17 protein-coding genes are annotated in these 22,371 nt (G+C 62.3%); 8 read left to right on the top strand and 9 right to left on the bottom strand.

Going from position 1 to position 22,371, the window contains the following annotated elements:
• Positions 1-16: 16 nt before the first annotated feature.
• Both NHH73_18155 and NHH73_18150 read right to left on the bottom strand, forming a co-directional pair.
• Complete coding sequence (locus NHH73_18155; protein USX24536.1) at positions 17-721, bottom strand: hypothetical protein; 705 nt, start codon at positions 719-721, stop codon at positions 17-19.
• Positions 721-1,653: a family 43 glycosylhydrolase gene (locus NHH73_18150; GenBank protein ID USX24535.1), complete on the bottom strand. Its 933-nt coding sequence runs from the start codon at positions 1,651-1,653 to the stop codon at positions 721-723. Before NHH73_18150 ends, NHH73_18155 begins: the two co-directional genes overlap by 1 nt.
• A 248-nt stretch (positions 1,654-1,901) precedes the next feature.
• Here NHH73_18150 and NHH73_18145 point away from each other — a divergent pair, with 248 nt between their 5' ends.
• Complete coding sequence (locus NHH73_18145; GenBank protein USX24534.1) at positions 1,902-3,788, top strand: alpha-amylase family glycosyl hydrolase; 1,887 nt, start codon at positions 1,902-1,904, stop codon at positions 3,786-3,788.
• A gap of 5 nt (positions 3,789-3,793) precedes the next feature.
• Here the strand turns inward: NHH73_18145 and NHH73_18140 are convergent, their stop codons facing one another.
• From NHH73_18140 to NHH73_18120, 5 genes are all read right to left on the bottom strand, one after another.
• Positions 3,794-4,123: a DUF2288 domain-containing protein gene (locus NHH73_18140; GenBank protein USX24533.1), complete on the bottom strand. Its 330-nt coding sequence runs from the start codon at positions 4,121-4,123 to the stop codon at positions 3,794-3,796.
• Between the two features lie 11 nt (positions 4,124-4,134).
• Positions 4,135-4,824, bottom strand: coding sequence for an RES family NAD+ phosphorylase (locus tag NHH73_18135; GenBank protein ID USX24532.1), 690 nt, complete (start codon positions 4,822-4,824; stop codon positions 4,135-4,137).
• A complete protein-coding gene (locus NHH73_18130; protein ID USX24531.1) occupies positions 4,825-5,262 on the bottom strand; it encodes an MbcA/ParS/Xre antitoxin family protein in 438 nt (145 codons plus the stop codon). It lies immediately after the preceding gene.
• Between the two features lie 81 nt (positions 5,263-5,343).
• Positions 5,344-7,038 carry a single-stranded-DNA-specific exonuclease RecJ gene (gene recJ / locus NHH73_18125; protein ID USX24530.1) on the bottom strand — a complete coding sequence of 565 codons (1,695 nt, stop codon included), beginning with the start codon at positions 7,036-7,038 and terminating at the stop codon, positions 5,344-5,346.
• Positions 7,035-8,114 (bottom strand): hypothetical protein, encoded by a 1,080-nt coding sequence (locus tag NHH73_18120; GenBank protein ID USX24529.1) that lies wholly within the window; start codon positions 8,112-8,114, stop codon positions 7,035-7,037. The genes recJ and NHH73_18120 overlap by 4 nt, the downstream gene beginning before the upstream one ends.
• A 298-nt stretch (positions 8,115-8,412) precedes the next feature.
• Between NHH73_18120 and NHH73_18115 the strand changes: the two genes are divergently transcribed.
• The 7 genes from NHH73_18115 to NHH73_18085 all read left to right on the top strand — a co-directional run bounded on the left by NHH73_18115 (position 8,413) and on the right by NHH73_18085 (position 19,112).
• Positions 8,413-13,206 carry a carboxypeptidase regulatory-like domain-containing protein gene (locus tag NHH73_18115; GenBank protein USX24528.1) on the top strand — a complete coding sequence of 1,598 codons (4,794 nt, stop codon included), beginning with the start codon at positions 8,413-8,415 and terminating at the stop codon, positions 13,204-13,206.
• 62 nt (positions 13,207-13,268) lie between these two features.
• Positions 13,269-13,961, top strand: a complete 693-nt coding sequence (locus tag NHH73_18110) for a PEP-CTERM sorting domain-containing protein (GenBank protein USX24527.1) — start codon at positions 13,269-13,271, stop codon at positions 13,959-13,961.
• A gap of 130 nt (positions 13,962-14,091) precedes the next feature.
• Positions 14,092-15,357 carry a lipoprotein-releasing ABC transporter permease subunit gene (locus NHH73_18105; protein USX24526.1) on the top strand — a complete coding sequence of 422 codons (1,266 nt, stop codon included), beginning with the start codon at positions 14,092-14,094 and terminating at the stop codon, positions 15,355-15,357.
• Between the two features lie 94 nt (positions 15,358-15,451).
• The gene (locus tag NHH73_18100; GenBank protein USX24525.1) at positions 15,452-16,717 is read left to right on the top strand and encodes a lipoprotein-releasing ABC transporter permease subunit; all 1,266 of its coding nucleotides are present in this window, start codon (positions 15,452-15,454) and stop codon (positions 16,715-16,717) included.
• A complete protein-coding gene (lolD, locus tag NHH73_18095) occupies positions 16,710-17,417 on the top strand; it encodes a lipoprotein-releasing ABC transporter ATP-binding protein LolD (protein ID USX24524.1) in 708 nt (235 codons plus the stop codon). Before NHH73_18100 ends, lolD begins: the two co-directional genes overlap by 8 nt.
• Before the next feature lie 4 nt (positions 17,418-17,421).
• Positions 17,422-18,216, top strand: a complete 795-nt coding sequence (locus NHH73_18090) for a TatD family hydrolase (GenBank protein USX24523.1) — start codon at positions 17,422-17,424, stop codon at positions 18,214-18,216.
• A gap of 95 nt (positions 18,217-18,311) precedes the next feature.
• Positions 18,312-19,112, top strand: a complete 801-nt coding sequence (locus NHH73_18085) for a hypothetical protein (GenBank protein ID USX24522.1) — start codon at positions 18,312-18,314, stop codon at positions 19,110-19,112.
• A 60-nt stretch (positions 19,113-19,172) separates the two neighbouring features.
• Here NHH73_18085 and NHH73_18080 read toward each other — a convergent pair whose 3' ends face one another.
• Positions 19,173-21,068 carry a hypothetical protein gene (locus NHH73_18080; protein ID USX24521.1) on the bottom strand — a complete coding sequence of 632 codons (1,896 nt, stop codon included), beginning with the start codon at positions 21,066-21,068 and terminating at the stop codon, positions 19,173-19,175.
• 449 nt (positions 21,069-21,517) lie between these two features.
• Positions 21,518-22,318: a hypothetical protein gene (locus tag NHH73_18075; protein USX24520.1), complete on the bottom strand. Its 801-nt coding sequence runs from the start codon at positions 22,316-22,318 to the stop codon at positions 21,518-21,520.
• Positions 22,319-22,371: the final 53 nt, after the last annotated feature.

Raw genomic sequence — 22,371 nt, 5'->3', positions numbered from 1 at the left:
GTGTCCGTTGTTTTTTTTATCCCATTGGCCGTAGCGCGATGATCGCGTCCCGTAGCACTTGCCGCATATGCTGGTCGTGCTTCATCTTGTCTTCGTCTGCGCTGTTTGGGGGCGGCGCGGTGCCGTCGCGGCGCTGGCCCAGTTCTTCCAGCGCCTGCGTGAGGTAGGCTTCTTCGTTGCCGAACCATTCGAGCGTGACTTTTTCGCCCAACATGCGGTTGCGCAACTGCTCCCGCTGCCGCTGCCAGCCGATCAGCCGATTGAGGTCGGGTGTGGCGCCGAAATTTTGCGCCGCCAGCAGTTGGTCGTGCGCGCTCAAATATGCGTTGTAGCTGTTTGCAAGCTGTCCGGCCTCGCGCGCCGCGCTGGCGGGCAGGTAGCGATTCAGATAGTCCAGCAGTGCCTGTAGACGTCCCTGGTCGCCGCCTCCCAACAAGTAGGAATCCATCACCTTGCGCAGCGCGCTGTCGGCGATCAGCTCCTGATTGTCGGTCAACGCGATATCCGAGGATAGAACGTCGGGTTCGCGGAGCGGCAACGTAGCGCGAGGCGGCGCGGCGCCCGCTGTCGCTGGCGCCGCCATCGCCGGCGGAGGTGTGGGCGCGGCAGCCGGTTCGTCGCCCGGCCACCTCGCCCACAGCAGCGCCGACGCGCCGAGTATTCCGCCGACGACAGCCGACAGCATCACCGGCCAGCGCCGTTTCTCCTCCTGGTACGTCATCAGAAAGTCGGCCAGCCGTTGGTGAAGAACAGGTCGCTGATGAACAGCACGCCGTTGTAGTTGTTCTGGCTGTCGAGACGGTGGCGCACCATCGCGCCGTTGCTGATCGATTCGCCGCCCGGTGCGATGAAGCGCGCGCCACCCGAATCGAGCACGGTGCCGCCGCCGTTGCGCATGTCGACCCCGTTCTTGTCCAGGTAAGGCCCGGTGATGCTGGTGGAGCGGCCGTAGGAGATGTGGTAAGTACTCGCGGCCTTCGCGCAGCAGGTGCCCTTGGAGACGAACAGGTAGTAGTACGAGCCGTTGGCGATGATGAAGGGGTTTTCGATGCCGATCGCATCGTCGGCCAGGCGGTATTTGGTGCCGATAGGTTTGAGCGTGCTGGCGTCGACCCGCGTCAGGAAGATCCCGTCCCAGAAGGAGCCGTAGCTGAGCCAGGGTTGCCCCGATTTGTCGACCACGAAGTTGGGATCGATGGCGTTGAAATTGTCGCCCGGCGCCGACGTGATGACGACACCCTTGTCCACCCAGTTACCCTGGGCGATGCTGCTGGCCGTGGCAAGGCCGATCGCCGATTTCTGGTTGCCGAACGTGGACACCGCGTAGTACAGGATCGCCTTGCCGTTCCAGACATGGATGTCCGGCGCCCACACGGTTTTGGAGTTGCCGTTGTATTGGCCCCACCACGACAGGCCGCCGCCGAAGATGCTGCCGCCCTGCGTCCACGCGCGACCGTCCGGCGAGTATTTGACGCCGATGCCGGTGTCGCTGGTCTCCGTGATCCACCAGGTATTGCCTTCCTTGTAGATGCTTGGGTCGTGCGTGACGACCGAGCCGGTTAACGTCCATGTGGTGGCGCCGGCGTTGAAGGACGAGGCTAGCGCGAGGCAGCCGACCGCCGCCCACCTTTTCAGGTGCGTGAATTTACTCATGTTTGTCTCCGTTTTTATAGGTGTGTACTGCCACCCCATGCTGTGCCACTCCGTAGCGCCCGTCTAATGACTTTTTTCGCGCAGCTGATATTCCGATCTGTATCGCGACTACATATGTGTATGTAGTCGCCTTACATATGCACGGGTGATATAGGAGAAAATTTTTCAAATTCCAGTTGATGTTTACTGTAGTTCTGCTACATTTTGTGCGGGAGACAGTATTTCCCTAAACATAACGATAAGGACACATGATGATCAATTCGACACAACGCAGCCTGATGAAATCCCTTTGCGCGGCGGGCTTGTTGAGCGGCCTAATGGCGATTCCGGCGCATGCCGCGCTCAACGCGCCCGATACCTCGGTGCAGATGTTCCGCTGGAAGTGGAACGACATCGCCAAGGAGTGCACCAACTGGCTGGGCCCACAGGGTTACGGCGCGGTGCAGGTGTCGCCCCCGACGGCGGCGGCCAGCCTGGGGACGTGGTGGGACGTCTACCAGCCGGTCAACTTCAATTCGCTCAAAAGTAATATGGGCACGGAGGCCGAGTTCCAGGCCATGGTCAACACCTGCCATGCGGCCAAGGTGCGCATCTACGCGGACGTGGTGGTGAACCATGTGGCGGCGGGCGCCGGCACCGCGACCGACGGTTCGACCTGGAATTCGACGTCGCTGACGTATCCCTTCTTCAGCGGCAGCGACTTCCATCCGGCCTGCGATATCGCCGGCGGCGACTACGGCTCGCCGGGTAATCGCAACAATGTGATGTTTTGCCGCCTGAGCGGCCTGCCGGATCTGAAGACGGAGGGCGCATACGTGCAAGGCCAGGTGAAAACCTATCTGAACAAACTGGTCTCCATGGGCGTGGACGGTTTGCGCTTCGACGCGGCCAAGCATATGCAGCCGTCCGATATCCAGGCCATCATGAGCGGCGTGACACAGACCACCACGTCGGGTGAGCCGCTGTGGGTGACGCAGGAGGTTATCCCGGACAGCAACGTGGTGAGATCGAGCTACTTCGCGGGCGGTACGCTGAACGAGTTCCAGTACACCTATGCGATCAAGGCCGTGTTCCGCAACGAGAATGGCGTCAACCTGTCGCAGATCCGCACCATCATGGGAACGCCGGGCAATTGGGGCGGGACCTGGGGTTTCATCCCGAGCGAGAAGGCGACGGTCTTCGTCAACAACTGGGACACGGAGCGTAACAACAGCTCCCTGGTGGCCAGCAATTACGTCTCCGGATCGCCCAACGACACGCAGGGCACCAAACGCTACGACCTGGCCAACATCTTCATGCTCGCGTGGCCGTACGGCGCGGCGCAGCTGCATTCGGGCTTCCGCTTCACCAGCTACGATCAGGGGCCGCCGAGCGCCAGCCCGTTCGACGCCAGCGGCGCGCCGCTGATCAACCAGCAGTGGGACTTCATCCATCGCTGGAGCGATATCTCGAACATGGTCGCCTTCCGCGCGGTGACGTCCGGCCAGGGTGTCGACAACTTCACCAACGGCACCGGCAACCAGATCGCCTTCGGCCGTGGCGCCAAAGGCTACGTCGCCATCAATAACGATAGCGCGGCCTGGAACGCGTCGCTGCAGACGCAGCTGCCGGCGGGGACTTACTGCAACGTCGTGCATGGACAGCTGAACGCGGCGGGCACCGCCTGCACCAGCGACAGCGTGACCGTCGGCAGCAATGGCGTGATCAGCGTGAGTATTCCTGGCAATGGCGGTTCGACAGTACCGGCGGTGGCGCTGCATATCAACCAGAAGGTGGGTGGCGGCGGTGGAGGCGGTGGAGGTGGCGCTTGCACCACGGTGCCGGTCACCTTCCGCGTGGCGAACGCCAACACTGTGGTGGGCCAGAACGTTTATGTGGTCGGCAACCGCGCGGAACTGGGTAATTGGGTGCAGGGCGCCAGCAACCAGCTGGCGATTGAAGGCAGTGGCGCCAACGTGCCGTGGTCGCGCACCTTCCAGCTGCCACCGGCGACCGCGATCCAGTACAAGTTCATGAAGTACGGCGTGAGCACCGTGTGGGAGAGTAACCAGTCCACCGCTACCGGCAATCGTGAGGCGACGACGCCGGCGTGCGGTGGCTCGCTGACCCTGGACGCGGGCAGCTTCAAGTTCTAAGTAGTTCAGTGCACGCTGGCTGGAACCGCTTTTTCCTGCTGCACGAGGATGAACGGGCTGACGACGACCGCCCACAGGGCGGCGTTGGCTTCCAGCCAGCCCTGCGCCTGCTCGTCGCTGACGCGCGCGAGCAGGCCGGCGTTCATCCATTGGCTGATGTTGGCCTTGTCGTCGTGCGAGATGCGCACGGCGACATCGACCAGGTCGAGCGAGTTGGCCACCCACACCACGTTGCCGGCGGCGAAATGCTTGAGCAGTTCGGTCCACGGCAGGCGGGCGGTCTCGCGGTTGACTTTGAGGCGCAGTTCAGTGTCGTTTTCAGGTTTGGTTTGCATGGTAAAAATGATCAGATAATGTCGATGGTCGGTTCCGGGCTGCCTTGCCAGGTCAGGCGATAGGCGGCGCCTTTGCGCACGTTGCCCACCAGCGCGGGACGGAAGCAGGCCAGGTTGGTGCCGCTCGGACGCCTCACGCTGGGGTAGATGATGCCGAGCGAGCCGCCGTCGAGCAGGCGTTCGGCCAGTGTCTGCGATTCGATGTAGCTCTCCGGCGACAGGCAGCCTTCGTAGCGCGGCTGGTTGCGCAGGTCGTGGAAGGTGGCGGTGAAGTCGGCCAGCATGCATTGATACTGCACGCTGTCGTCGAAGCGGTTGATTTCAGCGTATTCCACCGCCTTGTGAAAGCTGATTTCCGCCAGCGCGGTCTCCACGTCGAAGGCGCAGTACCAGGCGCCGCGCCGGCCGTCGTTGAAGCGGCTGCCTTGCGGATGCGCGTAGGTGAAGGCGGCATTTACGATGCGGAAGTTCGGCACCCCGAACACCAGTTCATCGACGTTGATGCCGGTAGAGCCGCCGTTTTGCGTGCGCAGGCGCGCGTTGGTGGCGTTGTCAAGGTCGAACAGGTCGCGCAGCATGTCGTCGCTGTCGGCCAGCGGCGACAGCACGGAATCCTCCAGGTCGGCGAACCGGGATGGCAGCAAACGGCAAGTGTCGAACTGGCGCAGCGTGGTAAGGGGTGGAATCAGGCTGACCGGCACTTACAGTCCTCCGCGGCGCGCATCTAATAATTGACGCACGGTTTGCATTGCCAGCAGGCCGCCGCCCAGCATGTACGCCAGCGGCGTGCGGCCTTCAAAAATCTGGTTGTTGTTGGGCAGGTTGACCCATTCGTCGGCGAGCTTGTCGCCGTAGATGATGTGCAGCGCCTTGTAGATGCCCAGCAGGTAGGAGATGCGGGTGATGCAGTCCACCTCCAGCGTGCGTTCCGGGTTCTTTTTCCATTCGTACAGGGCGCTGCTCGACAGCCCGCCCAGCAGCTGGCGGGCGTCCTCGTCGCGCACGTGCCACGTGGCGGCGAGCTTGAAAAAGCCCTTGAGGGCCGACTTCGATAACCGCTCGCGCTCGGCCTTGGCGTTCAGGTCCACCAAGACGGTCGGCTCGAAGCGGCTGCGAGGGTAAGCATAGGTCAGATTCATAGATCCTCCGGTAATGGAGTACTTATACTCCTTTTTCGGATGAATAGCAATCGGGGAGTGAATCTGGCCGCGCTCCGGGCCTCAGGCTGGTTCGGCGTGCTCCACCAGGAGTTGTACTTTTGTTACGCCGTTGTATTCATTGGCGTCCAGACGGAAGGCGACTTTGGCCCGCTCGCCCAGCGAGTCGACATGGCCGAACCAGATGGCGTCGTAGCGGGCGCCGTTCTTTTCCAGCAGCAGTTTGAGGTGGCGCTCTTTTAATATGCGCTGGCTGACCACGCGGAACTCGTCGCAGAACACCGGCGGTGCGAAGCCCTGGCCCCATACCTGGCCGGCCATCAGGTCGATGAAGGAGGTGGTGTAGTAGGCGTCTTCCAGCGGACCGTCGGTTTCGACGATGCGTTCCAGTTGCTGCTTGCTCAGCCACGCCTGGCCGACCTCCTCGAAGGCGGCGGAGAAGGCGTCGAAGGCGTCGGCGCGCAGGGTCAGCCCGGCCGCCATCGCGTGGCCGCCGAACTTGTCGATCAGGCTGGGCGCCTTCTTGTAGACCAGGTCGAGCGCGTCGCGCAGGTGGAAGCCGGGGATGGAGCGGCCGGACCCCTTGATCCAGCCGTCGGCCCCGGGCGCGAAGGTGATCGTCGGGCGGAAGAACTTTTCCTTGAGCCGCGAGGCGACGATGCCGATCACACCCTGGTGCCACGATGCGTCGAACACGCAGATGGTGCTGCTGTTGGCCGGTTCGAAGGCATCGAGGTGCAGCAGCGCCGTGTCCTGCATCTCGGCCTCGATCTCGCGCCGTTTCAGGTTGATCTCGTTGAGCCGCTGCGCCAGTTCCCAGGCGCGGCCCTCGTCGTCGGTGATCAGGCATTCGATCCCGAGCGACATGTCTTCCAGCCGGCCGGCCGCGTTCAGGCGCGGACCGAGCGCGAAACCGAGGTCGAACGGGCTGGCGGTGCGCGGCTCGCGGCCGGCCACGCGGAACAGCGCGGCCACGCCGGCGTGCATGCGGCCGGCGCGCATGCGCTTGAGCCCCTGCGCCACCAGGATGCGGTTGTTCGGGTCCAGCCGCACCACGTCGGCGACGGTGCCCAGCGCCACCAGGTCGAGCAGGTTGTCCAATTTGGGCTGCGGCTGCGTCTCATAGGCGCCGCGCTTGCGGAATTCGGCGCGCAACGCCAGCAGCACGTAGAACACCACGCCGACGCCGGCGATATGCTTGCTCGGGAAGCCGCATTCGGGCTGGTTCGGGTTGACGATCACGCGCGCGGCCGGCAGGGTATCCGACGGCAGGTGGTGGTCGGTGACCACCACCTCGATGCCGCGCCGGTTGGCCTCGGCCACGCCGTCGATGCTGGCGATGCCGTTGTCGACGGTGATGATGATGTCGGGCTGCTTCTCGCGCGCCGTCAGCTCCACGATCTCCGGCGTCAGGCCGTAGCCGTACTCGAAGCGGTTGGGGACGATGAAGTCGATATTGGCGCCCATGGCGCGCAGGCCGCGCAGCGCGACCGCGCAGGCGGTGGCGCCGTCGCAGTCGTAGTCGGCCACGATGACCATGCGCTTGCCGGCGGCGATGGCGTCGGCCAGGAACACGGCGGCGGCGCCGATGTGCAGCAGGCCCGAAGGCGGAATCATCGCCGCCAGTTCGCTCGACAAATCCTTGATGTCGGTCAGGCCGCGCGCCGCGTACAGGCGCGCCAGCACCGGGTGGATGCCTCCCTGGCGCAGCATTTCGGATTCGCGGTAAGGGTAGGGACGGGTGGCGATACGGGTCATGTGCGGACGGTGCTCGATAAAGTGTTCAGGTTCTGCTTGCGCCAGAATTTGCGCTGGGCGAGTTTGGTGCTCGATACGGTCGTCCAGCCGTGGCGGTGGCTGAGGACCAGGTTGACGCGGCCGACGCGGCCCTCCTTGAGCGCCGCCAGCAGCGGCGCGAACCACGCCTGTTCCAGACGCTGCATGCGCGCCAGCCAGTCGGCCCAGTCACCGGTTTGCGCCGACGGAATCAGCTCCGCCAGCACGGCGGTAACACCGCCGCCGCCGTTGCCCGCGTCGGCGATCAGCCGCGCGGCCTCCGGCGCGCGCCGCCCGGGCGCGGCCAGCGCCTGCATCCACGAAGGCGCGCCGGCGCCGGCCACCCACAACGGCAGCGCCGCCAGCGTGACCGGCCCGCAGCCGCCCCACAGCCAGAACGAATTGACCTGCTGCAGGCCGCGCTCATGGCGCGCCTCGTTGACCGGGTGTTCGTGCCACAGCATCTGGATTTCGTTTTGCAGCTTGCGGTAGTCGCGCGCGCGTTCGCCCTCCGGCACCCAGTCGCTGATGTATTGGGTGGTGGCGGCATCCGGCGAGGCGGTGCGCAGGCCGGACCAGTCGTCCGCGCGGGCGAACCACAATCCCGGCGTGGCGTACAGCAGCGGCTTGCCCAGCTCCTCGAAGTACGGGCGGGCGATGTCGTACAGGGCGCGCGATTCGTCCTCGGTCAATTGCAGCGCGCGCGGGTCCGACAGCAGCGAGTGGGTGCGCGAGATCTGGATGTTGGCCGGCTGGACGATGAACCAGTGGCCGCTGGCCGCGGCGGCGGCCAACTCCGGGCCGCAACCGCGCATGGCGGCGGTGGCCACCGGGGCGCCGGTATCCGGATGATCGGGCGCCGGCGCCAGGCCAAGCGCGTGGCTCAGCCACGCCTCATGCGGCAGCACGCGGCTGTTGTTGTCGAAAGTAATGGTTTTGGCATCGCTGTGGCGCGAGACCAGCGCCGCCAGGGCGGGTGTTTGCAGGGCGCGGATCAGGTCGCGCGCCATCTCCGGCGGGGGCAGCGCGTAGGGCAGAACAAGGGTGATTTCAGTCATCCCGAGATTGTAGGGCATTGCGGCGTGGACCGAAAAAATCTTTCAAGCAAAGTCACGTCGAAGTTGTCAAGTTTAAAATACAACATTCCAAGCAGATATTGAAAATAAAATCACTAACGTAGATAAATATCAATTGTCCAAAATCAAATTCATATGTAATATGAGCAACTTAGATGATTTGCAGGCATCACTTAGCGTCCGTGAATGCCTCCGCGTGCCGCGCCGCTGACCACCCTGACCCCGTGACGGCAGCCGTTCAGCTCCCCAACTCTTAAAAAGAATACGAAGGCTTTACGACATGAGTTCGATCAACCTTGCTACCTCTATTCACATTTGCGAAGATACCGAAGGTACCTACGATGTGCGCGACATCCTGAGCGCGGCCGGCTACGCCGCCAGCTCTTCGCTCAACGTAAGCGCCATGTATGTCGTACTGCCGGACGGAACCACGTCCACCAAGAACACCCCGTTGTTCGGCAAAGTCGATGCCGACACCGTCTACATCCGTCCGGGCCAGTGGCATGCCGATTACAATGGCCAGTTCACCACGATCGAATTCGTCGTGGACCAGGGCGGCGGCAACACCGTGACCATGACCCTGCAAGTGATTGTCGATCCGGTCAACGACGCACCGACCGCCGCCAACAAAACCTTCAATCTGGACAACGGCAACGCCGTGGTGCTGTCGCAAAACGATTTCGGCTTCGTCGACGCGGTCGAGCACGACGCGTTCCAGTCCGTCATCATCACCTCGCTGCCGACCGCCGGCAAACTGCTGCTCAACGGCGTGGCCATCACTGCCAACACCGAGGTATCGGCCGCCGACATCGCCGCCGGCAAGCTGGCCTTCGAGCCTAGCCAGACGACCTCGGGCAACTTCGACATCGGCTTCAAGGTCCGCGACGCCGGCGGCCTGGTCGGCTGCAACGCCGCCGACACCAGCGCCACGCCGAACTACCTGACCTTCAACGTGCCGAAGGCCCATCTGGGCGACTTCGTCTGGGAAGACGGCAACGGCAACGGCGTGCAGGACGCCGGCGAGGCGGGCATCGGCAACGTCGTGGTCGAACTCAAGGACGGCGCCGGCAAAGTGGTCGCCAGCACCACCACCGACGCGAGCGGCAAGTACCACTTCGACGTCGATCCGGGCACCTATTCGGTGTCGGTGAAGGCGCCGGCCGGCTTCAAACCGGTCGGCCAGGACCTGGGCGGCGACGACGCCACCGACAGCGACATCGATGCGTCCGGCAACACCGGTCCGATCACGCTGGCACCGGGCGAGACCAACAATAAGGCCGACGCCGGCCTGTACCGCGCAGCGTCGCTGGGCGACACCGTCTGGCTCGACACCAACCGTAACGGCGTGCAGGACGCCGGCGAGGCGGGCGTGGCCGGCGTGCGCGTCACCTTGCTCGACGCCAACGGCAACCCGGTCGGCGCCGCCGTCACCACGGACGCCAACGGCCATTACCAGTTCAGCGACCTCAAGCCGGGCAGCTACAGCGTGCAATTCGACCAGACCAGCCTGCCGGCGCACCACTTGTTCACCGCGCAGGGCCAGGGCGCCGACGCGGCCCTCGATTCGAACGCCGACGCCGCCGGCCGCACCACCCAGGTGACGCTGGCCTCCGGCGAGAACAACCAGACCGTGGACGCCGGCATCGTCGCCGAGCGCGCCACCCTGGGCGACCGCGTGTGGGAAGACAGCAACGCCAACGGCGTGCAGGACGCCGGCGAAGCGGGCCTGGTCGGTGTCAACGTCGAATTGCGCGACGCCACCGGCAACCTGGTCGCCACCACCACCACCGGCGCCGAAGGCAACTACAGCTTCACCGTCGATGCCGGCCAGTACAAGATCGCCGTCACCGCGCCAACCGGCATGACCGTCACCGGCCAGAACGCCGGCGGCAACACCGCCACCGACAGCAATATCGACGCGACCGGCCAGAGCGGTCTGATCACCCTGACCCCGGGCCAGGTCGACAATACCATCGACGCCGGCTTGTACCGCGCCGCCTCGCTGGGCGACCGCGTCTGGCTCGACAGCAACCGCAACGGCGTGCAGGATGCCGGCGAAGCGGGCGTGGCCGGCGTCAAGGTCACCTTGCTCGACGCCAGCGGCAAGGCGATGGGGGCGGCCGTCACCACCGACGCCAACGGCGGCTACAGCTTCACCAACCTCAAGCCGGGCACCTACAGCGTGCAGTTCGACAAGGCGACCCTGCCGGCCGGCCACGTCTTCACCACCGCCGACCAGGGCGGCAACGATGCGGCCGACTCGGACGCCAACGCCGGCACCGGCGCCACCGCGCAGGTGACCTTGGTCTCCGGCGCCAACAACGCCGACCTCGACGCCGGCGTGGTTGTGGTCCAGGCCAAGCTGGGCGACACCGTCTGGGAAGACAAGAACGCCAATGGCGTGCAGGACAGCGGCGAGGCGGGCATCGGCAACGTGACCGTCGAGCTCAAGGACGCCAGCGGCAAGGTAGTGCAAACCACCAGCACCGACGCGGCCGGCCGTTACAACTTCACCGCCGATCCGGGCAGCTACACGGTGTCGGTCAAGGCTCCGGCCGGTTATCAGTTCACCGGCAAGGATGCCGGCACGGACGACGCCCGGGACAGCGATGTCGGCGCCACCGGCGAGAGCGGCACCATCGTGCTGCAACCGGGCGAGGTCAACAACACCATCGATGCCGGCCTGTACAAAAACGCCGCCGTCGGCGACCGCGTGTGGCTCGACACCAACAAGAATGGCGTGCAGGACAGCGGCGAAGCCGGCGTCGGCAACGTCAAGGTCAGCCTGTTCGACGCCGCTGGCAAGCAGGTCGGCGCCAGCGTGACCACTGACGCCAACGGCAACTACCAGTTCTCGGACCTCAAGCCGGGTAGCTACAGTGTCGTGTTCGATAAGGCGAGCTTGCCAGAGGGCATGGCCTTTACCAGCGCCAACCAGGGCAGCAACGACGCCGCCGATTCCGACGTCAACGCCGCCGGCCAGTCGCACACCTTCACGCTGACCTCGGGCCAGGTCGACAAGACCGTCGACGCAGGCGTGGTGGCGGCCGCCACCATCGGCGACCGCGTCTGGATCGACAACAACGGCAACGGCCTGCAGGACAGCGGCGAAGTGGGCAAAGCCGGTGTGACGGTCGAGTTGCGCGATAACGCCGGCAAGGTCCTCAAGACCACCACCACCGACAACGCCGGCAACTACAAGTTCAGCGTCGAGGCGGGCACCTATGCGGTCGCCATCAAGACCCCGACCGGCTACACCGTCACCACGCAAGACGTCGGCAGCAACAACGACATCGACAGCGACGCCAACGCCAGCGGCAACCTGGGCAGCGTGACCGTCACGGCCGGCCAGAACGTCACCAACATGGACGCCGGCATTTATCAGAAGGGCAGCATCGGCGACAAGGTCTGGTTCGACAGCAACGGCGATGGCATCCAGCAAAGCGGCGAAGCCGGCGTCAAGGGCGTGGGCGTGACCTTGTTCAACGAGAAAAACGTGGCCGTCGGCACCACCACCACCGACGCCAGCGGTTTGTATTCGTTCAACGACCTGGGCCCGGGCAAATATTCGGTCAAGTTCGCGCCGGTGGACGGCTATGTCTTCACCAAGCAGAACCAGGGTAGCAACGATAGCGTCGACTCTGACGTGGACGCCGCTGGAAAGAGCGGGCAGATCACGCTGGCCTCCGGCGTCAACGACAAGACCCATGACGCCGGCCTGGTCAAGGCCTCCAGCATCGGCGACACCATCTGGGAAGACGCCAATTACAACGGCGTGCAGGACGCGGGCGAAAAGGGCGTCGACGGCGTCACCGTCAAACTGTACGACGGCAATAACGTGCTCAAGCAAACGGTGGTCACCGCCAACGGCGGCAAGTACCTGTTCGACGGCCTGCAGTCGGGCAGCTATCAGGTCGAAGTGGTCAAAAGCACGGGCTGGTTCTTCACCAAGGCCGACGCCGGCGACTACACCAAGGATTCGGATGTCACCAAGGCCACCGGCAACACCGGCCGCACCGACACCATCGACCTGTCCACCGGCGAACAACTGCGCACGGTCGACGCTGGCATCTACCGCAAAGCCAGCCTCGGCGACAAGGTCTGGCGCGACGCCAACCACAACGGCGTGCAGGACAGCGGCGAGGAAGGCATCGGCGGCATTACCGTGTCGCTGTACGACACCGCCAACAACAAGCTGGGTACGGTCAAGACCGACGTCAACGGCAACTACAAGTTCGCGGATTTGACTCCAGGCAAGTATTACCTGATGTTCGACAAATCCAACGTCATCTTCAAGACCTACAACATGAACGACTGGAAGTGGGGCGTGAAGAATACCGGCAGCAACGACGCCATCGATTCGGACGTCAATGGCGACATGGTCAACAAAGTCAACGTTACCAAGACCGACACCATCGACCTGAGCTCGGGCGAGAACGATATGAGCTGGGACGCCGGCATCACGCCGATCGCCATCGATCTGAACGGCGACGGCATCCACACCATCGCCCGTGGCGACATGAAAGGCAGCTTCGACCTGCTGGGCACCGGCAAGGCGATCCAGTCGGGCTGGTTGTCCAAGTCCGACGGCTTCCTGGCGGTCGACGCCAACGGCAACGGCAGCATCGACAGCGTGAGCGAACTGTTCGGCGGCACTTCCAAGGGTTCGGGCTTCGCCAAGCTGGCCAGCTACGACAGCAACGGCGACGGCGTGGTCAACGCCACCGACGCGCAATTCGCCAGCCTGCTGGTCTGGCAGGACGCCAACAGCAACGGTAAGACCGACGCCGGCGAGCTGGTGTCGCTGAAGGCGGCCGGCGTGGCCAGCCTGAACGTGGGCTACACCGAACTGCCTTTCCTTGACGCTAACAACAACCTGCACCTGGAGCGCAGCAGCGTCACCATGAGCAACGGCAAATCGGCCGACATGACCGACGTCTACTTCAATGTAGCGGCGGCAGACGCTGCGGCTGCCGGCGTCACCCTGCCGACGATGGCCGACCTGATGGGCGATGGCGCGCAGGCGGTTCAGCTGGTGGGGCAGAGCCAGCAGTGCCAGATTGAATTCGCCTAATTTTGTATTCGTTTCTCCCTAAGCTGTACAACGACATTTACTTTTATAGAAGAAAAAATATCATGCAAACCAAATTCAACGCAATCAAAGCCGCCGTCCTCGCCGTCTCCCTGGCCTTCTCGGGCGCCGCCTTCGCCGGCCAGACCTACAACTCGCAAGCCATCGTCGATGCGGGCGGCCTGGTGCTCAACTTCGACGGCCAGAACTTCAATGGCACGCCAGTGGTCGGTATCCCGGTGATGGAACTGACCAATACGGTCAATGCGCAGGACAGCTTCCTGGCCTTCTGCATCCAGCCGAAGGTCGATCTGCAGCAACACACCGTGTACACCGGCGCCACCGCAACGGTGAGCAACAGCGTCAAGGCGCTGTATGAAACCTCGTACGACAACGCCATCAAAAACGCCGACGGCCAAAAAGCGTTCCAGCTGGCGCTGTGGGAATTGGTGGCCGACGACGGCAAGATTTACGACAACACCGGCGCTCAATATTTCATCAGCGGCTCCGATTCGAGCGCCGATGCCGCCTTCCAGATGCTGAATCTGGCGTCCCAGCACACGGTTTTGAGCAATATGTACACCTACACCAGCTTCACCGGCACCGGCAGCAACGGCCTGGCGTCGCAGCAACTGCTGGGCGTTTCGATGGCCGCCGCCGTGCCGGAAGCGAGCACTTGGGCCATGCTGGGTCTGGGTCTGGGCATGGTCGGCTTCATGGGCCGCCGCAAGTCGAGCCAGGGCCAGAAGTTCGCCTGATCGCTTGACCGTCGCGCCGCCGTCCCCTGGCGGCGCGGCGATTTGTCGCTGCGCCAACGGCGTTTCACCCATGAAATGCTATTTGTATGGCAAACTTCGGGCTCACTTCCGTTGATCGCCCCGTTAGCCCATGAGTATAGTCAAGAATTTACCGTTTGAATGGCTGGTCGGCCTGCGTTACACGCGCGCCGGCAAGCGCAGCGGCCGCAATAGTTTCATCTCTTTCATCTCGCTGATTTCGATGGCCGGCATCGGCCTGGGCACGGCCGCGCTGATCGTGGTGCTGTCCGTGATGAACGGCTTCGAAAAGGAAGTGACCACCCGCATGTTGTCGGTGCTGGCGCACGTAGAGGTGTTCGACCTGCGTGGTTCGATGCCGGACTGGCAACAGCGCGCGCGGGAAGCCTTCGCCAACCCGCAGGTGCGGGGTGCCGCGCCCTTCGTCGAAACCGAGGGCATGCTGATCCGCGACGATATCCTGCGCCCGTCGGTGGTGCGCGGCGTGTTGCCCGAGGCCGAGAAGAACGTCTCCGAGGTCGGCGAGCGCATGCGTGAGGGCAGCCTCGACACGCTCAAACCGGGCCAATTCAATATCGTGCTGGGCGCCGAGCTGGCCCGGGCGCTGAAAGTCAAGGTCGGCCAGACCGTGACCCTGGCGCGCGCCCAGGCGCCGGGCGCGGGCGGCGCCATGCAGCCGCGCGTACGGTCCCTGACCGTGACCGGCATCTTCGAGGTGGGCCACAACCAGTTCGACTCCGGTCTGGCGCTCATCAATATCACCGATGCCGAGCAGCTGGCGGGAGTGGCCGCGCCGTCCGGCCTGCGCCTGCGCCTGGCCGACATGCAGCGCGCCCCCGAGGTGGCGCGCCAATTGAAGCAGACGATGCCGGGCGATTTGTTCATGCGTGACTGGACCAGCGCCAACTCGACCTGGTTCGCCGCGGTGAAAAGCCAGAAGAACATGATGTTCATTATCCTGACCATGATTATCGCGGTCGCCGCCTTCAACCTGGTCGCCACCCTGGTAATGACGGTGACCGACAAGCAGGCCGACATCGCCATCCTGCGCACCCTGGGCGCCTCGCCGGCGTCGATCATGAAGATTTTCATGATCCAGGGCGGGCTGACCGGGGTGCTGGGCACCGGCTTCGGCATCGCGCTCGGTTCCGTGCTGGCGGTAAATATCCACATCATCGTGCCGTTCATCGAGGGTTTGTTCGGGATGCACTTCCTGTCCAAGGACATCTATCTGATCAGCTCGGTGCCTTCGGACCTGCGGCTGTCGGACGTTACCAACATCGGGGTGATCTCGGTGCTGCTGGCGTTCGTGGCGACAATCTATCCGAGCTGGCGCGGCGCCCGCGTCAAGCCGGCGCAGGCTTTGCGCTACGAGTGAGGCGCGTCGACGTATGCTGTGTGCCGCGTCGCACGCAGCCAACACCATTTATATGGCAAACTGCTGACTTCGCCGATTTTGTCCGCTGGAACACATGAGTATCATTAAGAATCTACCGTTTGAATGGCTGGTCGGCCTGCGCTACACGCGCGCCGGCAAGCGCAGCGGGCGCAACAGCTTTATCTCGTTCATCTCCCTGATTTCGATGGCCGGCATTGGCTTGGGCGTGGCCGCGCTGATCGTTGTGCTGTCCGTGATGAACGGCTTCCAGAAGGATGTCACCGGGCGCATGCTGTCGGTGCTGGCCCACGTGGAGGTGTTCGACGCGCGCGGCTCGATGCCGAACTGGCAGGCCGCCGCCGCCGAGGCGCGCAAAAATCCCGAGGTGATCGGGACCGCGCCGTTCGCGGAGACGCAGGGCATGCTGGTGCGCGACGATATCCTGCGTCCAGCCATCATCCGCGGCGTGCTGCCGGAGCAGGAGCCGAACGTTTCCGATGTGGCGAAGCAGACCCGCAGGGGCAGTTTCGCTGCGCTGCAGCCGGGCGCCTACAACATCGTGCTCGGGATCGACCTCGCGCGCGCGTTGCGCGTGAACCTGGGCGAAAAGGTGACCCTCGCGCTGGCCCAGGGCCAGGCCACGCCGGCAGGGGTGCTGCCGCGCATGCGCTCCTTTAACGTGGTCGGCATCTTCGAGGCGGGCCATAATGAATTCGATTCCGCGCTGGCCTTCGTGCACCTGACCGACGCCGAAAAGCTGCTGCGCCTGGACGCACCTGCCGGACTGCGCCTGCGCCTGTCCGACATGAACCGCGCGCCGCAAGTGGCGCTGGACCTCAAGCGCACCATGTCCGGCGACCTGACCATGCGCGATTGGTCCAAACTCAATGCCAACTGGTTCGCCGCCGTGCAGACCGAAAAGCGCATGATGTTTATCATCCTGACGTTGATCATCGCGGTCGCCGCCTTCAACCTCGTCTCCACGCTGGTGATGACGGTGACCGACAAGCAGGCCGACATCGCCATCCTGCGCACCCTGGGCGCCTCGCCGCGATCGATCATGAAGATCTTCATGATCCAGGGGGCGCTGGTCGGCATCCTCGGCACCATACTGGGCGTGGCCGGCGGCGTACTGGTGGCCCTGAACATCGACGTCATCGTGCCGTTTATCGAACATTTATTAGGAGTGCAGTTCTTGTCCAAGGATATTTACTACATCAGCGTCGTGCCATCGGACCTGCGCTGGCCAGACGTTTTCAAGATCGGCGGCGTGGCCGTGGTGCTGGCGTTCGTCGCCACGATCTACCCAAGCTGGTGGGCCGCCCGCGTCAAACCTGCGGAGGCATTGCGCTATGAGTGATCCAACGACCAACCCGGCACCGGTGGTCCTGTCCTGCCGTAACCTGGGCAAGACCTTCACGCAGGGCAGCTACTCGGTCAAGGTGCTGGCCGGGATCGACATCGACGTGCGGCGCGGCGAACGTGTCGCCATCGTCGGCGCCTCCGGCTCGGGCAAATCGACCTTGCTGCATCTGCTGGGCGGCCTCGATACGCCGACCACCGGCAGCGTGACCCTGCTGGGCAAGGACTTCGCCAGTTTGAACGAGTCGGCGCGCGGCGATCTGCGCAACGCCTCGCTGGGCTTCGTCTACCAGTTCCACCACCTGCTGCCGGAGTTCTCCGCGCTGGACAACGTCGGCATGCCGCTGATGATACGGCGCGTCAAGCGCAGCGACGCCACCAGCGCGGCGCAGCAAATCCTGGCCCGCGTGAACCTGGCCAAGCGCGTCACCCACGTGCCGGGCGAACTGTCCGGCGGCGAACGTCAGCGTGTGGCGCTGGCGCGCGCGCTTGTCACCCAGCCCGCCTGCGTGCTGGCCGACGAACCGACCGGCAACCTGGATCACGCCACCGCGCAGCAGATTTTCGACCTGATGCTGGAGCTATCCCGCACCCTGGGCACGGCCTTCGTCATCGTCACCCACGACATCGAACTGGCGCGCCGCTGCGACCGCGTGCTGCGCCTGACCGACGAAGGCTTGAAACCCTACCAGGACTGACATCATGTGGATCGACACCCACTGCCACCTCGACGCTCACGAATTCGGCGGCGAATCCGTCGAACAGGCGCGGAAGGCGAGGGCGCAGGGTGTCGGCATGATCGTGATCCCGGCGGTGGAAACGGCCAATTTTTCCATCGTCGCCGAGTTGGCGGCCAGCGTCGATAACGGCTGTTATGCGCTCGGCATCCATCCCATCTATGTTCCGAACGCGCAGGAAGACGACTTGCGCGTGCTGCGCGCACAGGTCGAGGCGGCGCTGGCCGACCCGCGCTTCGTGGCGCTGGGCGAGATCGGCCTGGACTTCTTCATCCCCATGTTGACCGAGCCAGCGATGCGCGAGAAGCAGATATTCTTCTTCCGCGAACAGCTCAAGATTGCCCGCGACTTCGAGCTGCCGGTGTTGATGCACGTGCGCCGCTCGCAGGACGTGGTGCTCAAGCACGCGCGCCAGATTCGTCCGGCCGGCGGCATCGCGCACGCCTTCAATGGCAGCTTCCAGCAGGCGCAGGGCTATATCGACCTGGGATTCAAGCTCGGTTTCGGCGGCGCCATGACGTTTACGCGCGCTTTGCAAATACGCCGCATGGCGGCCGAGCTGCCGCTGGAGGCGATCGTGCTGGAGACCGACGCGCCGGATATTTCACCCAGCTGGATCCACCCGAGGCGCAATAGCCCCGATCAGATTCCCCGCATCGGCGCTGTGCTGGCCGAGCTGCGTGGCATTTCCTTGGAAGAGGTCGCCAGCGCGACCACCGCCAATGCGCACGCAGCGTTGTTGCGGATGAAAGTTTCTTAGGTGATAAGTGATTTTGTGACATTTGGATAGAATTGCTCGTGAGTTGGCAGTGCATAATCGCCAATATTTGCCTGTACTAACTCACGGATATCCATATGACACCAGACGTTCGCCTCGCCGCCGCCCTCCTGTTTGTTCCCGCCATGTGCTTCGCCGATACGAGCGAAGTCTCCGAGCGCCAGATCAACGTGCCGAAGTGCACGACGCCTGCGGCCAAGGTCGTATTCACCGAATTCAAATGCAAATCCGCCGATTGCTCGTCCGGCGCGGGCCAGCAGGACCCGCGCCAGTACCGCTGGTGGGAACGTTCGGGCACCGTCGCGCAACCGAGCTACACGGGAGTAGGCACCGGCATGACCGAGATGCTGGCCACCGCGCTCACCCAGACCGGCTGCTTCGACGTGCAGGAGCGCGCCGAAATGGAGGAAATCAACAAGGAGCTGGCGCTGATCGGCAAAAAAGTCGAAGCCGAAGCGGCCGACTACATGATCACCGGCTCGATCACCTCGCTGGGCTTCGAGCAAAGCTCGACCGGCCTGGGTGGCCTGAGCTTCCTCAAGGGGCCGCTGAGCATGCTGGCCGGCGCGGTCGATTACAAAAAGTCCAAGGTGCACATGAACATGGACATCCGCGTGGTGGACGTGCGCCGCGCCAAGATCATCGCCTCCAAAACTTTCCAGGCCAACAACGAGAAGACCGGCTTCGGCATCTCGGCCATGGGGTGGGGCGGCGGCACCGGGCTGGGCGGCAATCACGCCAGCATCAGCGGGTCGCCGCTGGAAGAAGTGGCGCGCGACCTGCTGGTGAAATCAACGTCGTTCCTGACCGAGACCATCGCCGCGAAAAACATCAACGAGCGTATCGCGGTGAAGGCGACCGACGTTTCGCCGAAGTAAACGACGCATAGGTGCCCCTGGCGCCGGGCTGTGGTGACTGTACCGCACAGCCCCAAGCGCTCATCGGCAAGCGAGCAGTTGTTTGATACCAGGAATCCTGCATTCCGGCGCCGCAAAACCCAGCCCCGCACCGATCGACAGGCCGGACCGAATGCTGCCGTCTTTTTGCCGGGCATAGTCGTGGGTCAATTGCAGGTAGAAAGTGGAGAAACTGGTAAAGCCTTGATCCAGTCGAACACCGATGGTTGGCCTCCATCTTGTTCTCTCCCCCTCGTGCATGCGGATATACCGCAGGGGAACACTAATAATCGTCTCCGTCTGCGGCAGCACCAAGGCGCCACGAAGCGACAGACCCGCGCTATTTTCGGCTTTGGAGCGAGACGCTTGTACGCCGGCGACTAGCGCCAGATTGAATGCGTCTCGTTTCTCGTTGGCGTTACCGATAATAAGCCTTTCGAATAAAAGGGTCGCTCTGTTTTGCTGCTCTCCGAATAGCATGTCGTCGAAACCTATGCTTACGCCGTAAATCGGATCCGTTTTCTCATAGCCATAAAATTTCGGGCTGTTCTCAACGTTGTAAGCGACCGTGCCTACATGTGCTTTCAGATTGGAGGGTTTGACGAAGGTCAATCCGCTTTTCTCATCCTTTTCATCTACTTCCACCCAGAACCAGCTGCTGTTCTTGAAAGAATCCACGGACATAACCCTGGTGAGGCCAGCAGCATTCTCGTCAATCTTTCGACTCTGAAGAACGTCCAAAATGGACCGCACGTTCATGACGAGTATAAGCATGCGTTGGATGCCCTGGTCGTCATCCCAGAGGAAATCATCGCCCCTTATCCTTGTTCGCTTGAGGGTGAGAAGGATATCGCCGATTTTTTTCATATATGCTATTTGCTCGTCCGGGCTGAGTTCCAGGCAATTTTTTTTGCCGCACAGGTCCCTACGATTTTTCTGCCCAGATGTTAGAAAATATTCACGGACGGACTTGCCCGAAAAAGCATTCGCCTTTTCATCAGACCTTTCCAGTAATTTCTCGACGATAGTTGTGTCTACTCCATCGATCCGGACGGCATTCATCGTCGCAAGAATCTTGGAGTCGATATCTACGTCGATGCCATCCCTGTTCTTTTTGTCGTGATGGGCGTTCGCCGCCACATCGGTTAACCTGCTTCTCCAAGCCGTAATGTGACCTGGCGCCATGCTATCTTGTAAGTAATGGTCGGAGATGGCGTTGGCCGTCAGCGCACCAAATAAGTTGTTCTCGAAAGTACGCAGGCTGATCGCAAGCAGATGCATTTTTCTTTGCGATAAAATCAGTTCGGACTGAAAGTGGGTATGGTTGACGTGTGCCGCGCGATTACCCTCAAAATTCCAGATTGCATCGAAGCAGCGGTTGGAAACGGATAGATCCAGATCGCCACGCTGCTCAGGGAATAGGTGTATCTCGTTCTCGCCATATTTTTTCAATCGTTTTATGGGTTTGTACAAGCTTGTCTCGCTGCCAGCTAGCAATTTTTCCGGTGTCAGAAAATAATCGACGCAGCCCGTCACGTCGCCATAACTAATTTTTTCCTCTGTGTACAAACCGCTGCTGTCAGTTTGGCCTCCAGAATAGATCGGATCGAAGAAAAAGGTGCTTTTCCAGCGTTGCTCCTGAAAGAAATTCTTTCTTTCGCAATACTCGACATTTTTTGCCGATTTGCACTCGATGTCTAGCTTGGCATGCCAATCGCGCAATTTCTGTGCGTCTTTAGTCTTTGATTTGAGCTCGTTATCGATATTTTCGAACAGGTCGCATGTGAGCTTCGTGGCACGGGTTTCACATCTTTCGTCGAGGTTGTTAATGGCTCTATTTATCCTGTGCGTTTCGCGGTCGTTATCTTTGCATATATCCGGTGCAGACTTTCCGGTACAGTGGATTTCTATTGCCAAATAATAGGCGAGATCACCCATCCGTTTATGCTCCCACTGTTCGAAAGAATATGAATCTTTACAGAAGAATAGTATAAATAATATCATTGCGATCTTCATGGAACCCCCGGTGTCGGAAAAGATGGTGGATTTATTTTGTATATACTTCTTCGCTCTAGGAACGGACTGCTGGATTGCGGAAAAATAGGAAGATGGGCGTTGCGCGTAAAAGAAACGTGTACTGATGGGTGGCGGGGCGTTACTTCGGATGAGGCGGTTGTTCCCGAGCAGTTACCAGCGCCGCTTCAACGTACAACACAGCGGCCTCGACCAGTTGTGGTCGTGGGAAGTCGTTTTTATCGATCAATGTGCGGGCCAGCCTGGGCGAGCGTTGCTGGAACGGTAGTGCGATGGCGAAATGGTCGGCGTTCACATAACCCAGCAACGTGGCACCCGGCAAGATTGCGTCGGAATGGAGGACTTGACCGTCGTTACGCGGATCGATCCTGGGACAGCGCGGCGTGCATGGGCACAAGCGCTGCGGAAAGACGGTCCGGCGTCGGTGTGGCCACAATCGAAAATAGTGCGGGCGAGGCGAAGATGGGACGCCTCGCCATCCAGTTAAGCCTGTATTCCCGACTGATGCTGCCCATTTCGCCGCCGTCGGTGACGGGACAATGGTGATAAGGGATGCTCGCGAAAAGACGTTCGTAGAGTTCCCGGTACTGATCGGCCAGCGGCGAGCCGTTCACGGCCCCGGCAAAGCTGACAATTGCGCCGATATCTTCGGAGAGGCCCGGATGCCGGTCAAGTGCCGTGAGCATGTCCACGGCGCCTTTTGAGTAGGTTAACACAATGGTCTTTTTCGTCCTGCCGGACGCTTTCATCCCGTCGATGTAGGCTTTGATAATGTCGGCATTGTAGGTCGCGCTGGCGCGGCCTTTGACGGGTGCGCGGTCGATAACGTAGCCGAGATGCCGCAAGCGCTCCACGGCGTCGTCGAAAGCCGGGACATCCGGTAAGCATTCGGCGAAGACACCGCTTACGATCAGGAGATCAAACTCGCGGGAGGCCTGTTCGGTACGCAGTCCACCTGAAGGGATGTCCGGAACGGCAAGTCCCTCGTCGTCCAGCCGCCTGAGCCAGTAATCGCAGGCCTGTTGCGGACCGGAAGCAGTGGCGCCCATCACCTTGCAAAACACTGTCCTGAACGCGGGGCGCGCGTCGATGACGCCGGCACGCGCAATGGGAACGTATGCCATGGCTGGATCGCGACCGGTGTAGCCGCTCATGGGCGAGCCGCAGGCGGTCAGCGTCAACAAGGCACATAGCGCACGCGGCAGGG

This window comes from Oxalobacteraceae bacterium OTU3CINTB1 (assembly GCA_024123955.1).
Classification (GTDB): domain Bacteria; phylum Pseudomonadota; class Gammaproteobacteria; order Burkholderiales; family Burkholderiaceae_D; genus Rugamonas.
This window is presented reverse-complemented; position numbering and strand designations above follow the sequence as displayed.

Coding starts and splice junctions, on each gene's coding strand:
- NHH73_18155 (USX24536.1), bottom strand. CDS start 721: ATGACGTACCAGGAGGAGAAACGGCGCTGGCCGGTGATGCTGTCGGCT.
- NHH73_18150 (USX24535.1), bottom strand. CDS start 1,653: ATGAGTAAATTCACGCACCTGAAAAGGTGGGCGGCGGTCGGCTGCCTC.
- NHH73_18145 (USX24534.1), top strand. CDS start 1,902: ATGATGATCAATTCGACACAACGCAGCCTGATGAAATCCCTTTGCGCG.
- NHH73_18140 (USX24533.1), bottom strand. CDS start 4,123: ATGCAAACCAAACCTGAAAACGACACTGAACTGCGCCTCAAAGTCAAC.
- NHH73_18130 (USX24531.1), bottom strand. CDS start 5,262: ATGAATCTGACCTATGCTTACCCTCGCAGCCGCTTCGAGCCGACCGTC.
- recJ (USX24530.1), bottom strand. CDS start 7,038: ATGACCCGTATCGCCACCCGTCCCTACCCTTACCGCGAATCCGAAATG.
- NHH73_18120 (USX24529.1), bottom strand. CDS start 8,114: ATGACTGAAATCACCCTTGTTCTGCCCTACGCGCTGCCCCCGCCGGAG.
- NHH73_18115 (USX24528.1), top strand. CDS start 8,413: ATGAGTTCGATCAACCTTGCTACCTCTATTCACATTTGCGAAGATACC.
- NHH73_18110 (USX24527.1), top strand. CDS start 13,269: ATGCAAACCAAATTCAACGCAATCAAAGCCGCCGTCCTCGCCGTCTCC.
- NHH73_18105 (USX24526.1), top strand. CDS start 14,092: ATGAGTATAGTCAAGAATTTACCGTTTGAATGGCTGGTCGGCCTGCGT.
- NHH73_18100 (USX24525.1), top strand. CDS start 15,452: ATGAGTATCATTAAGAATCTACCGTTTGAATGGCTGGTCGGCCTGCGC.
- lolD (USX24524.1), top strand. CDS start 16,710: ATGAGTGATCCAACGACCAACCCGGCACCGGTGGTCCTGTCCTGCCGT.
- NHH73_18090 (USX24523.1), top strand. CDS start 17,422: ATGTGGATCGACACCCACTGCCACCTCGACGCTCACGAATTCGGCGGC.
- NHH73_18085 (USX24522.1), top strand. CDS start 18,312: ATGACACCAGACGTTCGCCTCGCCGCCGCCCTCCTGTTTGTTCCCGCC.
- NHH73_18080 (USX24521.1), bottom strand. CDS start 21,068: ATGGGTGATCTCGCCTATTATTTGGCAATAGAAATCCACTGTACCGGA.
- NHH73_18075 (USX24520.1), bottom strand. CDS start 22,318: ATGAGCGGCTACACCGGTCGCGATCCAGCCATGGCATACGTTCCCATT.